Raw genomic sequence first — 18,239 nt, forward strand, 5'->3', positions numbered from 1 at the left:
GGACAACGGGTCGGCCGGTGTCGACCTAGGATCGACGCCATGCGTGTGCTGGTGGTCTCCGCTCCGCTGGTCGGGCACGCCTTCCCCCTGGTGCCGCTGGCGGTCGCGCTGCGCGACGCCGGCCACGACGTGCTGCTGGCCACCGGCGGCGGCGCCCTGGCCGCCGCCGACGCCGGACTGGCCGTGCACGACATCGCGCCGGGCTTCGACTTCGGCCGGATCGCCCGGCGGGTCTTCCTCCGCCATCCGCTGATCGCCCGTGCCGAGATGGCCGGCACCGCCGACACCCGGGGCGCGGGGCTGCTCTTCGGCGCGCTCAACGACCAGCTCACCGACCCGGTCGTCACGCTGGCTACGCAGTGGCGACCGGACCTGGTGCTGCACGAGCCGTTCGCGGTCGCTGGGGCGGTCGCCGCCGCACGGCTGGGCGTGCCCGCCGTACGCCAGGAGAACAGCCTCTTCGACGGCCGGGAGCTGGTCGCCGCCACCGTCGTCCGGCTCGGCGCCGCGCTGCGCCGGCACGGCCTGTCCGAGCTGCCCGCCCCGGCCGCCGCCCTCGCCGTGGCGCCACCCAGCGTCGCGACCCAGGACGGCTGGCCGCTGCGCCACACCTCCTACGTGGGCGGCGGTGAGCTGCCGGACTGGCTGCGGGAGCCCGCCGAACGGCCCCGGATCCTGGTCACCCGCAGCACGCTGACCGGCCCCGGCGACCGGGGCCCGATGCCCGCCGTGGTCGCGGCCGCGCCCGACGTGGACGCCGAGATCGTGCTGGTCCGCCCCGACCGGCGTACGGCGGCCGGTCCGTTGCCGGCCAACGTCCGGGTCGTCGACTGGATCCCGCTCGACGAGGCGTTGCCGGCGAGCGCGGCGCTGGTTCATCACGGGGGCGCGGGCAGCGCGCTCGGCGCCCTCGCCGCCGGCCTGCCGCAACTGGCGACCGTCGGTCCGGGGGACCGGCGGCACAACGCGGAGCTGGTGGCTCGCCGGGGCGCGGGTCTCGCGTCCCGCCCGGCCGACATCACCGCGCGCACGCTGACCCGGCTCCTCACCGACGAGACCCTGCGGACCGTCGCCGTGCAGGTCAGCCAGGAGATCGCCGCGATGCCACCGCCGTCGGCCCTGATCGCCCGGCTGGCGGCGCTGGTCTGAGCCCACCCCCGCGTGTCCCCGCCGGTCGGCGGCCCGGCGGCGGCAGGATGACCGGATGCGCCACGTCGTGCTGTTCCACTCCGTGTACGGGCTGCGGCCCGCCGTCCGCGCCGCCGCCGACCGGTTGCGCGCCGCCGGGCACCAGGTCACGACCCCCGACCTGTACGGCGTGCCCGCCGCCGACACCGTCGAGGACGGCTTCGCGCTGCTCGACAAGATCGGCCACGAGCTGGTGCTCGACCGGGCCCGCGCCGCGCTGCGCGACCTGCCGCCGCAGACGGTCCTCGCCGGCTTCTCGATGGGCGCGGGGGTGGCCGGGGCGCTGCTCGCCGAACGCCCCGACGCCGCCGCCCTCCTCCTGCTGCACGGCACCGGCGGTGCGCCGGACGTCGTGCGGCCCGGGTTGCCGGTGCAGTTGCACGTCGCCGACCCGGACCCGTACGACGCGCCGGACGAAATCGACGAGTGGCAACGGGCGATGACCGCCGCCGGCGCCGACCTGACGGTGTTCCGCTACCCCGGCGTGGGTCACCTGTTCACCGACCCGGCCCTGACCGAGTACGCCCCGGACGCCGCCACGGCGCTCTGGCCCCGCGCGCTGGCCTTCCTCGCCGACACCTGACCGCGCGTCCGCGCGGTCAGGTGTCGCCCCTGCGCCTCGCCACCCCAGCTCGGCGGCGTCTTCGCCTGCCGCCCCTCCCGGCTCGGCTTCGCCTGCCGTCCCTCCCGGAGCGGCGTCTTCGCCGCGGTGCCACCCCGGCCCGGCGACGTCCGTCGCCGGCGCCCCCAATCGCCGACCCCGATTGGCGTGCGTCGACCCCGCCGCCCCCTCGTCGGCGCGGTCGATTCGCCGCGAGCGAAGTGTTCAGCTTGCGGTCGCGCCGATGCGTGGGGGCGTGGCCGTGCCGTGGACGCGCTTGGCGTACGTGCGGTAGAGCCGGGGTCCGACGATCGGCATGAGCAGCCGCGCCGGCAGCGGGGCGTGCGCGAGCACCGCCTTGATCACCGCGGCGTCGCCCTCGTACATCGCCATCCCGAAGATCAGCGGCAGGTCCTTCTTCGGGGTGTCGTTGAGCCCGTGCTCACCGAGCTTCGCCCATTCGGCCGCGGTGACGTACCGCTGCGCCAGCGGCAGGATCTCGGCCTCCTCGAGGGCCATGTGCTCGGCGGCGACGGTCCGGAGCTGCTCCAGGGCGTCGGCCACGGCCGCGCCGTCGTGTCCGGTCCGACGCCATGCGGGGAGCAGCGCGACGACCGCCTCGTAGGCCTGCTCGATGCCGTGGTGCTGGGCCTGCATCGCGGGGACGACGGCGGCCGCCTCCGCGCCACCGCGCTCGGCGAGCAGCGGCCACAGGAAGAGGTCCTCACCCTCGTGGTGCAGGTGCAACTGCTGGCACAGGAGCGCGGCGTGGGCGCCGACGACGTCCGCGCGCTTCGCGTCGCCGGGCCGTACGCCGCGGACGAGTTGTGGGAGCAGGCCGAGCTCGCGACGGAACATGATGTGCACCATGTACATGTCGCGGACGTCGGCCATCGCTTCCTGGTGGGTCTGGTTCACGGTTCCCTTTCCACGGACTCGGTGGGTCGAACACGACGATCATTCGCGCCGCCACTTGGAACCCACTTGGAAGGAGGGAGTCAGTCGGCCAGCGCCGCCGTCGCCTGGGCCAGCCAGTGCGGCGACTCCCACCGGCGCGCCAGCGCCGCCGCCAGCCGGAAGTGTTCCGCGGCCTCCTCGGTACGACCTGTCAGGCGGAACAGCTCCCCGAGCGTCAGCGCGACCGGTCGTACCACGGCCGCCGTGGTGGAGAGCCCGGCCAGTTGATCACGGAACGGGAGCAGCGCGTCGATCACCGGCTGCGCCAGGTCCCGCCGACCCAGGGCCACGATGACCATCGCCCGTACGCTCAGCAGGGACGACTGGAAGTAGTCGGGGCGGTAGGTGTGCCGGCCGATCGGCATGGCCCGTGCCTCGTCCACCCGGCCGCTCTCGATCAGCGCCAACGCCAGCAGGTCGTCCACGATCGGCCCCAACGACGGCCGCATCCTGCGGGTCGCCTCCACGTGCTCGCCGAAACGGCCCTGGCTCATCAGCAGGGTCGCCACGGCAAGGTAGTGGAAGGCCTCCGCGTGCAGCGATCCCTGCCGCCGCATCTGCTCGGCGACCTCGTCGTAGTGCTTCCGCGCGGTCACGAAGTCACCGGCGACGTGTGCGAGCACGGCCAGGGAACACAGGTGGAGAACCTGCGCCTCCTTGAGCTGGTACGTCTCGGCCAGCTGCCCCTGCCGCGTGACGCTGGCCCGGAGCTGCTCCGGGTCGTTGAGCGCGGCGGCGCAGTGACCGACCACCTGCTCGGCGACCCAGCGCCAGGTCACCAGGCCGTGCTCGTCGGCGAGGTCCCGCAGCTCCCGGGCCAGCTCCAGGCGCTGCGGGGCCTCCAACTCGTAGTTCAGGGTGCGGGCGCGGGCGGCCAGCGCGAGGGCGCGCAGCTCGGGGTCATCCAGCCGCCGGGAGACCGCCACGGCCTCCCTCCCGGCCGCCACGCCGCGTGGGTCCGCTTCCCCGTCCAGCTCGGTGGCGAGCGCGTCGAGCAGCCGGCACCGGGTGACCGGGTCCAAGTGGTCGGCGCGCAACAGCCGCGTGAGCAGCTCGACAGCGGTGGGGTCCACGGCGCCGTACTCGTGGCGCAGCCAGGGGCTCGGCACGGTCCACGCGGTGAAGGCCGCGATGAGCAGCTCGTCGCGGCCGGCCGCGATGGCGATGTCGACGGCCCGCGTCCGCGTCCGCTGGGCGGCGGCCACCGCGCCGGCCCGGGCCTGGGCGCGCAGCAGCCGGCCCAGCAGGTCGACCCGGAGCGCGTCCCGGTCCCCGGGCACCGACGCGGCCGCGTCGACGGCGTTTGCGAGCAGTTCGATGGCGGCGTCGTACGCGTACCGACGCTCGGCCAGCTCGGCGGCGCGGACGGCGTACTCGACGGCGAGGGGCGCGGTGTCGGTCGACGCGGCGCGCGAGTAGTGGTACGCCAGGGCCGGATAGTCGTCCGGGTCGAGTCGGCGGGTGACGGCGGCGATCCGGGCGTGCAGGCGGGTACGGCGTAGCTGCGGCAGGTCGCGGTAGATGGTGTCGCAGACCAGACCGTGGACGAAGCGGACCCGTCCCGGCGCCGGCTCGGTGAGCAGACCGGCGCTCAGTCCGGCTTCCAGCCCGCCCAGGACGGTGCCCTCGTCGGCGCCGGAGGCGTCGACGAGGGTCCGCACGTCCGCCTCCCGGCCCACGGTCGCGGTGAGGCGCAGCACCGACACCGCCGCCGACGGCAGGTGGGCGAGTCGTCGACGCAGCACGTCGCGGACGCCCTCGGGCACGTCGGAGGTGGCGACGAGGGTGCCCTCGGCGGCGAGCAACCGGGCCGACTCGCGGACGTAGAAGGGGTTGCCGCCGGTGCGTTCGGCCAGCGCGGCGACGGTGTCCGGATCGACGCTGGTCCGGGCCAGCGCGCCGAGCAGCCGTTCGACCTCGGGCGTCGTCAGACCGCCCAGCGCGATCCGCTGCGGCGACCGGCGGGCCAGGACGGCCATGGTGTCGGCGAGCCGTTCGGCGTTGTCGGCGGGCCGTAACGCCGCGACGAACAGCACCGCGCCCGCCGTCGTCTCGGCCACGCTGGTCAACAACAGCAGCGTCTCGGCGTCCGCGGCGTGCAGGTCGTCGAGTACGACGGCGACCGGTCGGCCGGCGGCCGCGACATCCAACCAGGCGGCCACGGCGCGATGCAGCCGGAACCGGCCGGCGGTGACGTCCCCACCGACCTCCCCGTCGCCCTCGTCGAGCAGCGGTGCGAGCGCCGGGGCGAGAGCACCGGGCGGCGCCTGGAGCGCGAGGCGCCGGAGCGCCTCGACCCACGCCCAGGCCGGCGGGGCGCCCTCGACCTCGGGGCAGCGACCGAGGGCGACCAGCCAGCCGGTGGCGTTCAGGTCCTCGACGAACCGGCTGAGCAGACGCGTCTTGCCGGCGCCCGCCTCCCCGCTGACCAGCGCGACACGCGGGCCACCAACCCGCGCCTCGGCGGCTGCCTGTCCGAGGGCCGCCAACTCGGCCTCCCGGCCGACGAACGTCTCCTCCGGCCGCTCGGCCCCGGCGGCCGTCGTCGCGGCGGCCGGCGGGAGCAGGTCCAGGCGTTGGCCCAGGATCGCGGCCTCGACCTCGACCAGCGCCGGGCCGGGGTCCAGGCCGAGCTGGTCCACCAGGGTCGCCCTGGCCCGCCGCAGCGCGGCGAGCGCGTCGCCCTGCCGGCCGGTGCGCCACAACGCCAGGGCCAGCAGCCGCCACGCCTCCTCCCGCAGTGGCGCCTGGCGGGTCAGCAGCTCCGCCTCCGGCACCGCCTCGGCGGGGTCGCCGCCGCGCATGGTCACGTCGACCAGCAGCTCCCGGGCGACCAGTCGCAGCTCCTCCAGGCGCAGCACCTCCGGCTGCGCCCACGGCTCACCGACGAATTCGGCGTACGCCGGGCCGCGCCACAGGTCGAGTCCGGCGCGGAGCAGCTGACGGGCCCGCTCCGGGTCGGTCGAGCTGACCGCGCGAGCCTCGGCCAGCAGCGACTCGAATCGGCTGGCGTCGACGGCGTCGGCCGGCACCCGCAGGGCGTACCCGGGTGGCACGGTGACCAGGACCCGCGCCGGCGCCCGGCGCTCGCGGGTCGGCTCGACCACGCGGCGCAGGTGCGAGACGTACGCCTGGAGCGAGACGATCGCCCGTGGTGGGGCGTCCCCCCGCCACAGCAACTCGATCATCCGGCCGACGGAGACGACCTCGCCGCGGGCCGCCAGCAGCAGCGCGAGCACGGCGCGTTGACGGGGGCCGCCGAGGTCGGTCGGTCCGCCGGTGTCGACCTCGACCTCGAGCGGTCCGAGCACCCGTAGCAGCATGACTGGGCCAATCCTAGTCAACGGCGTCGGGCGATCCGCCCGTGCACGGTCACGCCCGGGTCGCCGCGGTCAGGCCGCGGCGGCCAGGTCGCCCGGCGCAGGCGTCACCGGTAATCGGAATCCGGTCCGGGCGCGGCCGGGGCGAAGCGCCGTCCGGGCGCGGCCGACGGGCGTCGGGGCGCTCGTTCCCACCGGCGCAACGTCGTCCCCGGTGACCGCGCGTAGTCGGCGGCGGACCGGCGCATGGTCGGCCGGCCGCGTCGGCGCGGCGGGGGTGGGGGCCTCCGGGGCGGTGGAAAGCGGTCGGAGAATCGGCGCGCGGTCGGGCATCGGTCCCGCCGCGTTGGCTGCGCGCCGCTGCTGACCGGTGGGCGGCAGCGCCGCGAGGCCGCCGACGGTGTCGGATGCCGGATTCTCGGCGGCCCGCCGGGTGAGCACGGCGCGCAGGGCGTGGGGAAGACGCTCGGCGGCGACCTGACGCAACGCCGGCGCGACGAACGCGTACCCGCGGACGCGGTCGTCGCGCAGCAGGCCGGCGGAGACGAGGGCGCGCAGCAGGGGAGCGGACCTCCCCGGCCGCCACCCCAGTGCCTGGTCGACGGCCGGGCCGGAGAGCAGGCCCGTGAGGGTGCCGGCGGCCATCAGCACCGCCCGGCCTTCACCGCCGAGCCGGTCCAACTCGGCGCCGGTGCTGCGACGTACCGGTTCGGGCAGCGTCGTCGGGTCCGCTCCCGCCGCGATCGAGGTGACGTATGCGACGGCGTGCCCGGGCCGGCCGCCGACCAGCGGCAGCAGCCGGTCGGCCAGGGCCACCGGCTGCCCGGCGCGGGTCAGCAGGTGCCGCAGGAGGCGGCCGGACTGGACGGCGGCCAACGGTCGGATCGGCACCCGCCGGGCGGGACCCGGCCGGGTGTCGGCCCACTGCGGCTGGTGCACGGTGAGCACGGCCAGCGGCACGCCCCGCACCGTGGCCGCGGTGAACAGGTCGTGCAGGAAGCGACTCACGGCCGGCGCGGCGCGGTCCACATCGTCCACGGCCACGACCAGCGGCCGATGGGCGGCCAGCCGCAGGAGGGCGTCGCGGCAGATCGCCGCGGCGGCGAGCGCCTCGACCGAGGCGTCCGGGGTGGTCAGCAGCCGGTGCAGCGCCGGCACCGCCGCCGCGACGCGGTCGGGCGGGTACAGCGGCGTCAGGGCGTCGGTCAGGCGTTCGCGGACCGCCGCCGGGCCGTCGCCGGGGCGGGTGCCGGCCAGGACGCGGACCAGCTCGGCGACCGGCGCGAGCACCTGATCGGGGTACGGCGGGCAGCCCACCACGCACCAGCGCACCGGCAGCCCGTCCACCGTGTGCAGCGTCCGGCTCAGCTCGTGCAGCAACCGGCTACGGCCGCTGCCGCTCGGGCCGACGAGGGAGATCCAGCGCGGTTCGCGTGTCCGCAGGGCCTCGCTCACCTGCTCGCCGATGCCGGCCAGTTCGCGGCGACGCCCGATGAGCGGGCCGTCGTGCCGGTCGGCGCCGGGACGGGCGGGACCGCTGGCGTGCCACACGGGCATCGGCGCCAACCGGCCGGCCACCGGCATCGGCGCGAGTTGACGCTGGGCGATGAGGCCGGCGGTGGCCCGCGCGGTGACCGCGCACAACGCGACACCGCCGGGTGCCGCGTACCCCTGTAGGCGGGCCGCGGTGGTGATCACCGCGCCGCTGGCCACGCCGTGACCACCGCTGACCGCGTCGCCCAGGTCGACCACCACCTCGCCGGTGGCGATCCCGACGCGCACCCGCAGGGTGATCTCGCCGAGGATGGGACGGCGGTCCAGCGCGGCCTGGATCTCCAGCCCGGCCCGCACCGCCCGGTACGCGTCGAAGCCGTCGGAGTGCCGTGCCCCGAACAGCGCCATCACCGCGTCGCCGACGTACTTCTCCACCACGCCCTGCCAGCGGCGCAGCACCCCGGCGACCCGTTCGAAGTAGGCCCGTTGCAGGGCGCGGACGTCCTCGGGGTCGAGCTGGTCGACGAGCGCGGTGGAGCCGACGATGTCGACGAAGAGGACGCTGACCGTCCGGCGTTCCTCGGGCACCGGCCAGTGTGGGCGGTCGGTCCGCTGTGTGTCGGCGACGATGGTGATCATGGGTGGCGCACCCGACCTTCCCGGGTGATGGGCTGACGACCCTCGGAGATTGGCATCCCTGGGCCGACAGGGGATCGGCAGAACGACGTATGTCGGCCGCCCGCAACCTTTAGTCGCAATGTCGACGCGAGGAGTACCACAAGCGGCAGATGGCCGTAGAACGGTCGGGGGGCCTGTGATTAGGCTGCGTGCCATGGCCAGCGATGTGGACACCGCACCGCTCGTGGGCCGGGCCGAGCTGGTACAGACGGTTCGGTCGGCGCTTCTCGGTGACGTGGCACAGGGACAGACGGCCGCCGTCTTCCTTACCGGCGAGAGCGGTGTGGGCAAGACCCGGATCCTCGGCGAGGTCGGCGTCCGACTGCGTGCGGCGGGCGCGTTGGTGTTGACCGGCAGTTGCCTGGACATCGGCGACGCCTCCCCACTGCACCCGTTGCTCCAGGCGCTGCGGCGTTTCGACGCCGACCTGACCGCCGCGCAGGCGCGCACCTCCTCGGCCGTACGTGGGCTGTTGCAGGTGTTCGCCGACGAGACCGGCGGCCCGGACGGCGCGGGCACCCTGTTGGAACGCGTCTCCCGGGGTCTGCACCTGATCGCCGAGGGACGACCGCTGGTGCTGATCCTCGACGATCTGCAGTGGGTCGACCGCAGCACCCGGCAGCTCCTGCTGTACCTGTTGGCGGGTCTGGGCGACCTGCAACTCTCGGTGCTGGCGGCGGTACGCGCCGAATCGTTGCAGGGCGCGCATCCGCTGCGCCGCGTGCTGACCGAGCTGCGCCGGCTACGGACGGTACGGGTGCTCGACCTGTCTCCGCTGGACCGCGCCGACACCGAACAGCTCGCCGCCGCGGTGGTGGGCCGGCCGCTTGCCGTCGAGGCGGCCGAGCAGGTCTGGCAGCGCAGCGGCGGCAACCCGTTCGTCATCGAGGAGCTGGCCCGCGACCTGCGGGACGGGCGGGACGGGCTGTCCGAGACGCTGCGCGAGATCTTCCTCGACCGGGTCGACGCGTTGCCGCAGCACGCGCACGCCGTGGTGCATGCCGTGGCGGCCGGCGTCGAGCCCGTGCAGCACTGGTTGTTGGCCGAGGTGCTGCACCTGCCCGACGGCGAGTTGATCGAGGCCGCGCGGGCCGCGGTCGCGCACCGGTTGCTGGTCAGCGCCGACGACGGCTACCGGCTGCGGCACCGACTCGTCGCCGAGGTGCTGGCGCACGAGCTGCTGCCCGCCGAACGCTCCGGGCTGCACCGCCGCTACGCCGAGGCGCTCACCGCGGCGCCGGGCGAGCTGCGGCAGGCCCGGTTGGCGCATCACTGGCGGCTGGCCGGCGAGCCGGCCCGGGCGTTGCCGGCCGCGGTGGGCGCCGCGCAGGAGGCCGAGCGGCTGCACGGTTACGCCGAGGCGCACCGCCACTGGACGGTCGCGTTGCAGTTGGCCGGCGACTCCGGCTCGCCAGAGGTGGACCGGGTCGAGCTGCTCGGTAACGCGGCCGAGGCGGCCCACCACTGCGGTGAGCACGCCCGCGCCTTGGCGTTGCTGGAGGAGTTGGTCGCGGTGCGGGGTGGCGCGCCGAGCTGCGCGCTGCACATCCGCCGGGCGCGATACCTCGCCGCCGCGGGCCGCTCCGCCCTCGCCGAGAAGGAGTACGAGCGGGCCCTCGACGCGTCGGACTGCTCGCCACGGGAACGGGCGACCGCCGCCGCGCGGCTCGCCGAACTGCTGCTGCACCTGGGCCGGTACGCCGACGCGGGCCGGCGCGCGCGGGAGGCGCTGGCGTTGGCCGCCGAGGTGGAGGGGTCCACCACCGAGGTGGTGCTCGCCAGCTCGGCGCTCGGCTTCAGCGACGCGTACCTGGAGGACCCGGAGGCCGGGCTGGCCGTCGTGCGTCAGGCCCTGGAGACCGCCGAGCGCTCCGGCCAGCCGGAGGACGTGGCCTGCGCGTACCTGCACCTGGCGGAGCTGTTGACCGGGCCGCTGAACATCCTCGAAGAGGGTGTCGTGGTGGCCCGCCGGGGCGCCGAGCGGGTGGCCGAGCTGGGCCTCGGGCGTACCTATGAGACCCGTCTGTTGGCCATCGCCACCAACGGGCTGTTCCGGGTGGGGCAGTGGGCCGAGGCGGAGAAGGTGGTGGCCGCCGCGCTGCGGCACCGACCGTCCGGGGCGGACGCCGTCGAGCTGCTGCTGGCCCGGTGCCGGCTGTCGGTGGGCTACGGCGACATCGCGGCCGCCGACCGGGACCTCGACGCGGTGGCGACGGTGCTGGCCGGGGGCGGCGCCCGACACGTCATCCCGCTGCTCACGCTGCGCGCCGGGCTGTCGATGTGGGAGGGCCGGCACGATGTGGCTCGCCAGGCGGTGCAGCGCGGCCTCACCGAGAGTCGCTCGGACGACGTGACGATCCTGTCCGCGCTGGTCTGGCACGGGTTGCGCGCCGAGGCGGAGGCGCACGCCAGCCGTACCGTCGACGTGGACCCGACGGCGGTACGCCGGCTGCGGGACGTGGCCGAGCGGGTGGCGCGCAAGAGCGCCGCCGCGGCCCGACCGGTGCGGTCGGTGGTGGACGGCTTCCTGGCGCTGTGCGCCGCCGAGGTGAGCCGCCTCGACGGCAGCGACCCGGAGCTGTGGGCCACCTCGGTCGCCGAGTGGGACCGGCGTAACCACCCCTACCCGGCGGCGTACTCGCGGCTGCGCCAGGCTGAGGCCCTGTTGGCCCGACGGAGCCGGGTGGCCACCGCGGGCAAGTTGCTCCGGGAGGCGTACGGGGTGGCCCAGGCGTTGGGCGCCGTGCCACTGACCTCGGAGATCCGGGAGCTGGCCGGGCGGGCCCGGGTGTCCCTTCAGGAGCGGGACAGCGCCGACGGCGCCGGCTCGGTCGAGCCGGCCGACGACGAGTTGGCGACTCTCACCGCGCGGGAGCGGGAGGTTCTCGCGCTCGTCGCCGAGGGGTTGACCAACCGGGAGATCGGGCAGCGGCTGTTCATCAGCGAGCGGACCATCGGCGTGCACGTGTCGCATATCTTCGACAAACTGCAGGTCCGCACCCGCGTGCAGGCCAGCGCGATCCACCTGCGTAGCGCGCGCGGTTGACCAACCCACTACGTATCCCCGGCGCGCGTGTGCGCCGGGGATACGTCGTTCTACTGATCCCGGCGGCGGTTGCCGGCTGAGAGGCTGTGCCCCGTCGACGGCGTCGCGTAGGCGCAACGACCATCATGGAGGAGAGATGACCGAACCGGTCTGGGGGCCCGTGCACCGGGACATCGTCGACCTGCTCGCCGATCACCCGGCGGACGTGCCGGCGGTGGTCGACCATCTCACGAAGCTCCAGGACCTGCTGGTGCGGTTGCCTCCGTTGGAGGCGAGCTGCCCGCTCGCCGACTTCAACAGGTTGTACCTGACGATCACCAGCAGTGTGCTGGACGGCCTGTACGACGACCGTTTCGTCGACCCGGTCTTCCTCTCCCGCCTGGACGTCGAGTTCGCGGCCCGCTACTTCGACGCTCTGCGGCTCTGGACCGACTCCAGCCCGGGCACGCCGAAGGCGTGGTCGTGTCTGTTCTCGCGGATGCGGGGGCCTGACGCCCGCCCGTTGCCGTCGGCGGCGGCCGGTGTGAACGCGCACATCAACTTCGACCTGCCGTTCGCGTTGGTGACGACGTTCGACCACCTCGAGTCGGAGCCGGTCGACGGCACCGACCAGCACCACGACTACCTCGAGATCAACAACATCTTCGCCGACAAGATCCCCGGTCTGCGCCGGGGCTACCTGGAGCGGTGGCAGCTGCTCATTGACATGCTCAACGGCGACATCGACGACTGGTACCAGGGGGAACTGGTCGAGTACACCCGCGATGTCGCGTGGCGCAACGCGCAGAAGATCTGGCGGTGCCGGCACGATCCGGACGCCCGAGAGTGCGAGCGTCTGCGGCTGGACGACAACGCCGCTGCGCTTGGACGGTTGCTGCTCTCGCCCCTCGGGGCGTTCCTGCAGTAGCCGGGACGGGGGGTCCCCGCGCTCCGCCCGTGGGGGCGGCGGAGCGCGGGGGCGCAACCACCCGCCCGCTCCACCTACCCGCGCGGTCCGCCGGCACCCGTCGGCGGCGACCGGGTAGTCGGCCGGTCGGCCCGGGGGGTGTCGACCGTCTGCCGTCGTCGGCCGGCCCGGGGGGTGCCGGCCGGCGACGGGGGAGCGGCGGGTGCGGGGCGGGTGCGGCGAATCCGGGGGTGTCGACCGATGAGTTCCGGGTACGCCCGCGCCATGACCGTCCTGGACCGGCGTCGTCCCGCTGCCCGACCTCGTCCCGCGCGGCCCGGTCCGCTGCGTCCGGGCGGCCCGGTCTCGCGGCCGGCTGCCCGGCCGGGTGCCCGATGACCGACGTGCCGACCCGGCTTCCGTTCCGCTTCGACGCGGCGTTCCGTCCGGCACTGGCGCTGGTGGGGGTCCGCCCGGCGACGGCCTGGGTCGCCGTCGACGACCGGGACCTGGAGATCCGGTACGGGCCGTGGCGGCTGCGGACCGGCCGGGACAACGTGCTCGGCGCCGAGGTCGGCGGGCCGTACCGGTGGTGGCGGGTGATCGGCCCGCGCCTGTCGCTGGCCGACGGCGGCGTGAGTTTCGGCAGCAGCGCGCGGGCAGGGGTCTGCGTGCGCTTCGGCGTACCGGTGCCGGCCCTGTCGCCCGCGGGCTGGCCCCGGCACCCGGCGGCCACGGTCACCGTCGCCGACCCGGCTGCCCTGGCTCGGCTGCTCGGCGGACCGGACCTGCCCTGAGCAGCCCACCTACCTGTCCCGTTCGGCCGCTCGGGCCGTGGGCTGGCACCTACGGTCGGATCAGGACCTGCGAGGGTGGGACGGGCGATGGCTGACGAGCACCGGGCGAGACCGCGACGCTGGGGCGGACGACGCCACACGCCGACCGGGCCGGACCCGGCCCTGCGCGCGGCCCGCGACCCGGCCCGGCCGCACCCGGGCGGTCGGCCGGGTGTCGTGGTGCCGGAGCGGGTGGACAGCCCGGCCCGCTCGACGACGCCGGCCAGCCCGCTGCGGCGGTGGCTCTTCGAGCACCAGGTGCAGCCGCCGGGCCCGGAGACGAGCGAGGGGCAGAACCGCCGGCACGCCTGGTGGCAGGTGATGTGCCTGACCGGCGTGGACTACTTCTCCACCCTGTCGTACCTGCCGGGCATCGCGGCGGTGGCCGCTGGCGCGCTGTCTCCGCTGGCGACCCTGCTGATCGTCGCGCTGACCCTGTTCGGCATGTTGCCCATGTACCGGCGGGTCGCCCAGGAGAGTCCGCACGGGCAGGGTTCGGTGGCGATGCTGGAGCGGCTGCTGCCGTTCTGGCGGGGCAAGATCTTCGTGCTCGTGTTGCTCGGGTTCGTGGCCACCTCGTGGATCATCACGATCACCCTGTCCTCGGCCGACGCCACCGTGCACCTGCTGGAGAACCCGTTCCTGCCGGACGCCCTGCACGGCCCGGCGGTGCCGGTGCTGCTCACCGTGGCGCTGCTGCTCGTCCTCGGCGGGGTGTTCCTGCTCGGCTTCCGTGAGGCGGTGGTGGTCGCCATCCCGTTGGTGGCCGTGTTCCTCGTGCTCAACGCGGTGATCGTGGTGGTCGCGGTGGCCCGGATCGCCGGCGATCCCACCATCGTGTCGAACTGGACGGCGGCGCTGACGGCGAGCGGCGGCGGACCCGGCGACGTGCTGCTCACCGCCGTGTTGGCCTTTCCGCTGCTGGTGCTGGGCCTGTCCGGCTTCGAGACCGGAGTCAGCATGATGCCCCTGGTGGCGGCCGACGGACCGGACCGGCAGGCCCGGCTCGCCGCCCGGATCCGGAACACCCGGCGGTTGCTCACCACCGCCGCGCTGATCATGTCGGTGTACCTCATCTCGACGACGTTCGTGACCACCGCGCTCGTCCCGGCCGCCGAGTTCCGGCCGGGTGGGGCGGCGAACGGACGGGCGCTGGCGTATCTGGCGCACACGTACCTCGGTGAGGGGTTCGGCACCGTCTACGACCTGAGCAGCGTGCTCATCCTCTGGTTCGCGGGCGCGTCGGCGATGGCCGGGCTGATCAACATCGTGCCCCGCTACCTGCCCTCGTACGGCATGGCCCCGGAGTGGGCTCGTGCCGTACGTCCGGTGGTGATCGTCTACACCGTCGTCAGCGTCGCCATCACGGTCGCCTTCCGCGCCGACGTCAACGCCCAGGCCGGCGCGTACGCCACCGGCATCCTGGCGATGATGGTGTCCGGCGCGGTGGCGGTGGCCATCTCCGCGGTCCGGAGCCGTCAGCGCGGCGGCGCCATCGGCTTCACCGTGCTGACGCTGGTGCTGCTGTACGCGTTGGTGGAGAACGTCATCGAGAAGCCGGACGGGATCACCATCTCGGCGCTGTTCATCCTCGGCATCATCGCGGTGTCCCTGGTCTCCCGGGTCACCCGGACCACCGAGCTGCGCGCCGAACGGATCGAGTTCGACGAGGCGGCCCGACGGTTCGTCACCGAGTCGCTCGCCCACGACGGTCAGTTGCACCTGATCGCGAACAAGCGCCAGGGCGGGTCCCTGAAGGAGTACACCCTCAAGGAGCGGGCGCAGCGCGGCATGAACCCGGTGCCCGGCGCGTCCGACGTGCTGTTCCTGGAGATCGACGTGGTGGACCCGTCGGGATTCAGCCAGGTGCTGCGGGTGCACGGGGTGGAGGTGGGCGGCTTCCGGGTGCTGCGGGCCAGCAGCGCGGCCGCGCCGAACGCGATCGCCGCGATCCTGCTGGCGCTGCGCGACGCGACCGGGGTACGCCCCCACGCGCACTTCGAGTGGTCCGAGGGCAGCCCGATCGCGCACCTGCTGCGGTACCTGATCCTCGGCCGAGGGGACACCCCGCCGGTGGTGCGGGAGATCATCCGCCGTACCGAGCCGGACCCGCTGCGCCGCCCCGGCATCCACGTCGGCGGCTGAGGACACGCGCCGTCTGGTACCGAAAAAGATGAATGGCAGCACTATTCACGTTCACACCTCACTGTCCGGATTGCGGTCATATCGTGACCTCTGGTGGTCGGCGGCACGTCCGGCCCCCCGCGCCCGAATGGGACGCGGTCACGGCACGTACGCAGGAAGGCAGGAACCGGATGTCCACGTACCGACCAGGAGATCGCCCAGCTCGACCTCGACGGCGGTCCCGATGGTTCTTAGCCGGCGGGCTCCTGGCGGGGAGCCTGGTGGTGGGTGCGGCCGGGGTGGCCGGCGTCGCCGCCGCCGCCGACCGTGACCTCTCCCTCGGCGTCCTGGGCCGGTTGACCGCCGCCGACCGCGACGACGACCGGCGCTCCGGCGACGGGTCCACCCCCGAGCGCGGCGGGGACGACGCCGAGCGGGCCCGGCCGCAGACGCCGGGCACCGGCAAGCATGGCGTGGTCGAGGTGCCCTGCGACGCGGCGAAGCTGGTGGCCGCGTTGGTGGCGGCCAACGCGGAGGGCGGCGCCGAGCTGCGGCTCGCGCCCCGGTGCCGGTACACGCTGACCGAGGCGTTCCACGAGACCGACCAGTACGACGGCGGCATCCGCGACGCCCGGGAGCAGGCCGACGCGGCGGAGACCCCCGGGGACGCCGACGCCCCGCCGCACAACCCGGCCGACGACACGGCCGGCCTGCCGGTGATCTACCAGCCCATCACCATCGACGGCGCTGGCGCGACGATCGCCCGCGCCGTCCAGGCCGAGGCGTTCCGATTCTTCACCGTCCGCGACGGCGGCGAGCTGACCCTGCGCGACGTCGAGCTGCACAACGGCCGCTCGGCCATCGAGGGCGGCAGCGTGCACGTCGTGCACGGCGCGACGGCCGTGGTGGAACGGGTCACCGTCACCCAGAGCACGTCGCTGTCGCCCGAGGGCGGCGGCGGTGGGATCTTCAACGACGGCAACATGGTGGTCACCGACTCCACGTTCATCGGCAACAGCGCCTCCGGCGCCGCGGGCAAGGGCGGGGGCCTGCTCAACGGCGGAGTGTTGACGCTCAAGCGCTCGGAGTTCCACCACAACAGCGCCAACGGCTACGGCGGCGGGCTCGGCAACTACCGGGGCGCGGCCGACGTGGAGAGCACCAGCTTCGCGCAGAACAGCGCCGGGCAGGGCGGCGGCCTGGCCAGCTTCTCGGCCCGGACGAAGGTGTACGACACCGAGTTGCTGAACAACACCGCACAGGTCGGCGGCGGCGCCGCCAACTCCGACGCGGTGCTGGTGATGCGCAAGATGACCATCCGCGGCAACACCTCCACCGTCAACGGCGGCGGCATCTCGACCGTCAAGGGGCTGCTGCCCCTCGACGACAGCGTGGTGGCCGGCAACACCACGCACGGCATCGGGGCCGGCATCTACACCGAGAAGTCCAACCTGCTCGTGCGCGGCAGCGACGTGACCGGCAACGAGGCGGTCGGCGCGACGTCCAGGGGTGGCGGCATCTACGCCACCGCGGGCGCGGTGGCGCTCTACACGAGCAAGGTCACCCACAATGCGGCCACGGTGAAGCCGGGCGGCATCTTTGCCGAGCACGCCCAGGTCAAGATCGACGACGAGAGCGTGGTCGTCGAGAACGAGCCGACCAACTGCGAGGGCAGCGCCGTACCGATCGCGCACTGCTTCCGCTGACTTCGACCCGTCCTTGATCCTGAGCGCAGACGCCCGCCCGGACAGCCGTCCGGGCGGGCGTGCTCGTGCTCGTGCACGGCCGGTCAGCTCGGCGCGCGCAGCCGCCCGGACAGGTCGGTGGCGAAGAAGTCGAGGAAGCCGTCGGGGTCCGGACCGGCGTTCTGCAGCACGATGTGGTCGAATCCGGCGTCGACGTACGACCGGACCTTCGCCACGTGCGCCTCGGGGTCGGGGCCGACGGCGAACAGCGCCCGGACGTGCTTCTCCTCGACGTGCGCGCTCGCCGCGTCGAAGTTCACCGGGTTCGGCAGCTCGCTCATCACCTTCCAGCCGGTGACCATCCACCGGCTGGTCTGCAACACCGCCCGCACTGCCTGCTGCTCGTCGGTGGCCCAGGCCAGCGGCGCCTCGGCGTAGCGGGGGCCCGATCCGCCGGCGCGCCGGTAGTGCTCGACGACCGAGGCGTCCGGATCGGTGGCGAACAGTCCGTCGCCCAGTTCGGCGGCGAGCCGGGCCGACGCCTCCCCGCTGGCCGCGACGGCGATCACGGGCGGGGTGTCCGGCAGGTCGAAGACCCGGGCGTCCTCCAGGCGCAGGTGCCGCCCCTCGTACGACCGGTAGCCGCCCTGCCAGAGCAGTCGGATGATCTCCAGCGCCTCGCGCAGCCGTTCGTGCCGTCCCCGTACGCTGGGGAAGCCCTGCCCCACCACGTGCTCGTTGAGCCGCTCACCGGCCCCGACGCCGAGGGTGAACCGTCCGTCGGAGATCAGCCCCATGGTGGCTGCCGCCTGCGCGATGATCGCCGGGTGGTAGCGCACCGTCGGGCAGGTCACGCCGGTGGCGAGGCGCAGCGTGGTGGTTCGCGCCGCGATCGCGCCCAGCACGCTCCACGTGAAGGACGAGTGGCCCTGCGCCTCCAGCCAGGGGTGGTAGTGGTCGCTCATCTCGACGAAGTCGAAACCGGCCTGCTCGGCCCGGACGGCCTGCCGGATGATCTCCTGCGGCCCGAAACCCTCCGAGGCCAGCTTGTAGCCGATCTGCATTGGCGCGCCCCCGCTCCGTCCCGGCCCTGACGGCAGTCGGTTCCCGACCGCAAGACCGACAAACCAGCGCCATGGGCCCGCCCGTCGTTTTCACACACCGGAAACATTCCAGGCAGTTGATCTAGGCCCGTCACCTGGGTCGGGTCCGCAGGCTGAGGGTTTTCCGGGCAGCCACTTCAGCTGTCTTCCGGGCTCCCGGCTCGTGGGAGGCGGTCGGTGCCGACGGTGGGTGCTCGTCGTTCTCGGCGGTGAAGCGGGCGTCGTGGGGTTGGGGGGCCCTACCTGGACGCCGGGGTCGTACATCGACTCTCGGGCTTCCCGCTGCGGCGGGGTGGATCTTTTGCCGGTGCCGGATCCGGC

The 18,239-nt window shown here is 74.3% G+C and carries 11 protein-coding genes; 7 read left to right on the forward strand and 4 right to left on the reverse strand.

The genetic code is table 11. From position 1 onward, the window contains the following. Positions 1–39: 39 nt before the first annotated feature. Complete coding sequence (locus AB0B55_RS03275) at positions 40–1,149, forward strand: nucleotide disphospho-sugar-binding domain-containing protein (RefSeq protein WP_357169966.1); 1,110 nt, start codon at positions 40–42, stop codon at positions 1,147–1,149. Between the two features lie 55 nt (positions 1,150–1,204). Then, positions 1,205–1,771 (forward strand): dienelactone hydrolase family protein, encoded by a 567-nt coding sequence (locus AB0B55_RS03280; protein ID WP_357118389.1) that lies wholly within the window; start codon positions 1,205–1,207, stop codon positions 1,769–1,771. A gap of 243 nt (positions 1,772–2,014) precedes the next feature. On the opposite strand, the gene AB0B55_RS03285 is transcribed toward AB0B55_RS03280, so the two are convergent. The 3 genes from AB0B55_RS03285 to AB0B55_RS03295 all read right to left on the reverse strand — a co-directional run bounded on the left by AB0B55_RS03285 (position 2,015) and on the right by AB0B55_RS03295 (position 8,199). Continuing rightward, positions 2,015–2,707, reverse strand: a complete 693-nt coding sequence (locus tag AB0B55_RS03285; protein ID WP_357118392.1) for a hemerythrin domain-containing protein — start codon at positions 2,705–2,707, stop codon at positions 2,015–2,017. Between the two features lie 80 nt (positions 2,708–2,787). After that, entirely contained in the window at positions 2,788–6,057 is a 3,270-nt protein-coding gene (locus tag AB0B55_RS03290) for a BTAD domain-containing putative transcriptional regulator (protein ID WP_357169969.1), read from the reverse strand. Between the two features lie 81 nt (positions 6,058–6,138). Beyond that, a complete protein-coding gene (locus tag AB0B55_RS03295; protein ID WP_357169972.1) occupies positions 6,139–8,199 on the reverse strand; it encodes an adenylate/guanylate cyclase domain-containing protein in 2,061 nt (686 codons plus the stop codon). 193 nt (positions 8,200–8,392) lie between these two features. On the opposite strand from AB0B55_RS03295, the gene AB0B55_RS03300 reads away from it, so the two are divergent. From AB0B55_RS03300 to AB0B55_RS03320, 5 genes are all read left to right on the forward strand, one after another. Next, positions 8,393–11,284, forward strand: a complete 2,892-nt coding sequence (locus tag AB0B55_RS03300) for an AAA family ATPase (protein ID WP_357118401.1) — start codon at positions 8,393–8,395, stop codon at positions 11,282–11,284. A 136-nt stretch (positions 11,285–11,420) separates the two neighbouring features. Then, a complete protein-coding gene (locus AB0B55_RS03305) occupies positions 11,421–12,191 on the forward strand; it encodes a DUF5995 family protein (RefSeq protein ID WP_355051163.1) in 771 nt (256 codons plus the stop codon). Between the two features lie 374 nt (positions 12,192–12,565). Then, entirely contained in the window at positions 12,566–12,967 is a 402-nt protein-coding gene (locus tag AB0B55_RS03310; RefSeq protein WP_357118405.1) for a hypothetical protein, read from the forward strand. 87 nt (positions 12,968–13,054) lie between these two features. Next, positions 13,055–15,151, forward strand: coding sequence for an amino acid transporter (locus AB0B55_RS03315; RefSeq protein ID WP_357118408.1), 2,097 nt, complete (start codon positions 13,055–13,057; stop codon positions 15,149–15,151). A gap of 170 nt (positions 15,152–15,321) precedes the next feature. Beyond that, positions 15,322–16,836: a hypothetical protein gene (locus AB0B55_RS03320; RefSeq protein WP_357169975.1), complete on the forward strand. Its 1,515-nt coding sequence runs from the start codon at positions 15,322–15,324 to the stop codon at positions 16,834–16,836. 83 nt (positions 16,837–16,919) lie between these two features. On the opposite strand, the gene AB0B55_RS03325 is transcribed toward AB0B55_RS03320, so the two are convergent. Next, the gene (locus AB0B55_RS03325; RefSeq protein ID WP_357118414.1) at positions 16,920–17,879 is read right to left on the reverse strand and encodes a TIGR03557 family F420-dependent LLM class oxidoreductase; all 960 of its coding nucleotides are present in this window, start codon (positions 17,877–17,879) and stop codon (positions 16,920–16,922) included. Between the last annotated feature and the right edge of the window lie 360 nt (positions 17,880–18,239).

The sequence above is a fragment of the Micromonospora sp. NPDC049107 genome, from assembly GCF_040648595.1.
Taxonomy (GTDB): domain Bacteria; phylum Actinomycetota; class Actinomycetes; order Mycobacteriales; family Micromonosporaceae; genus Micromonospora.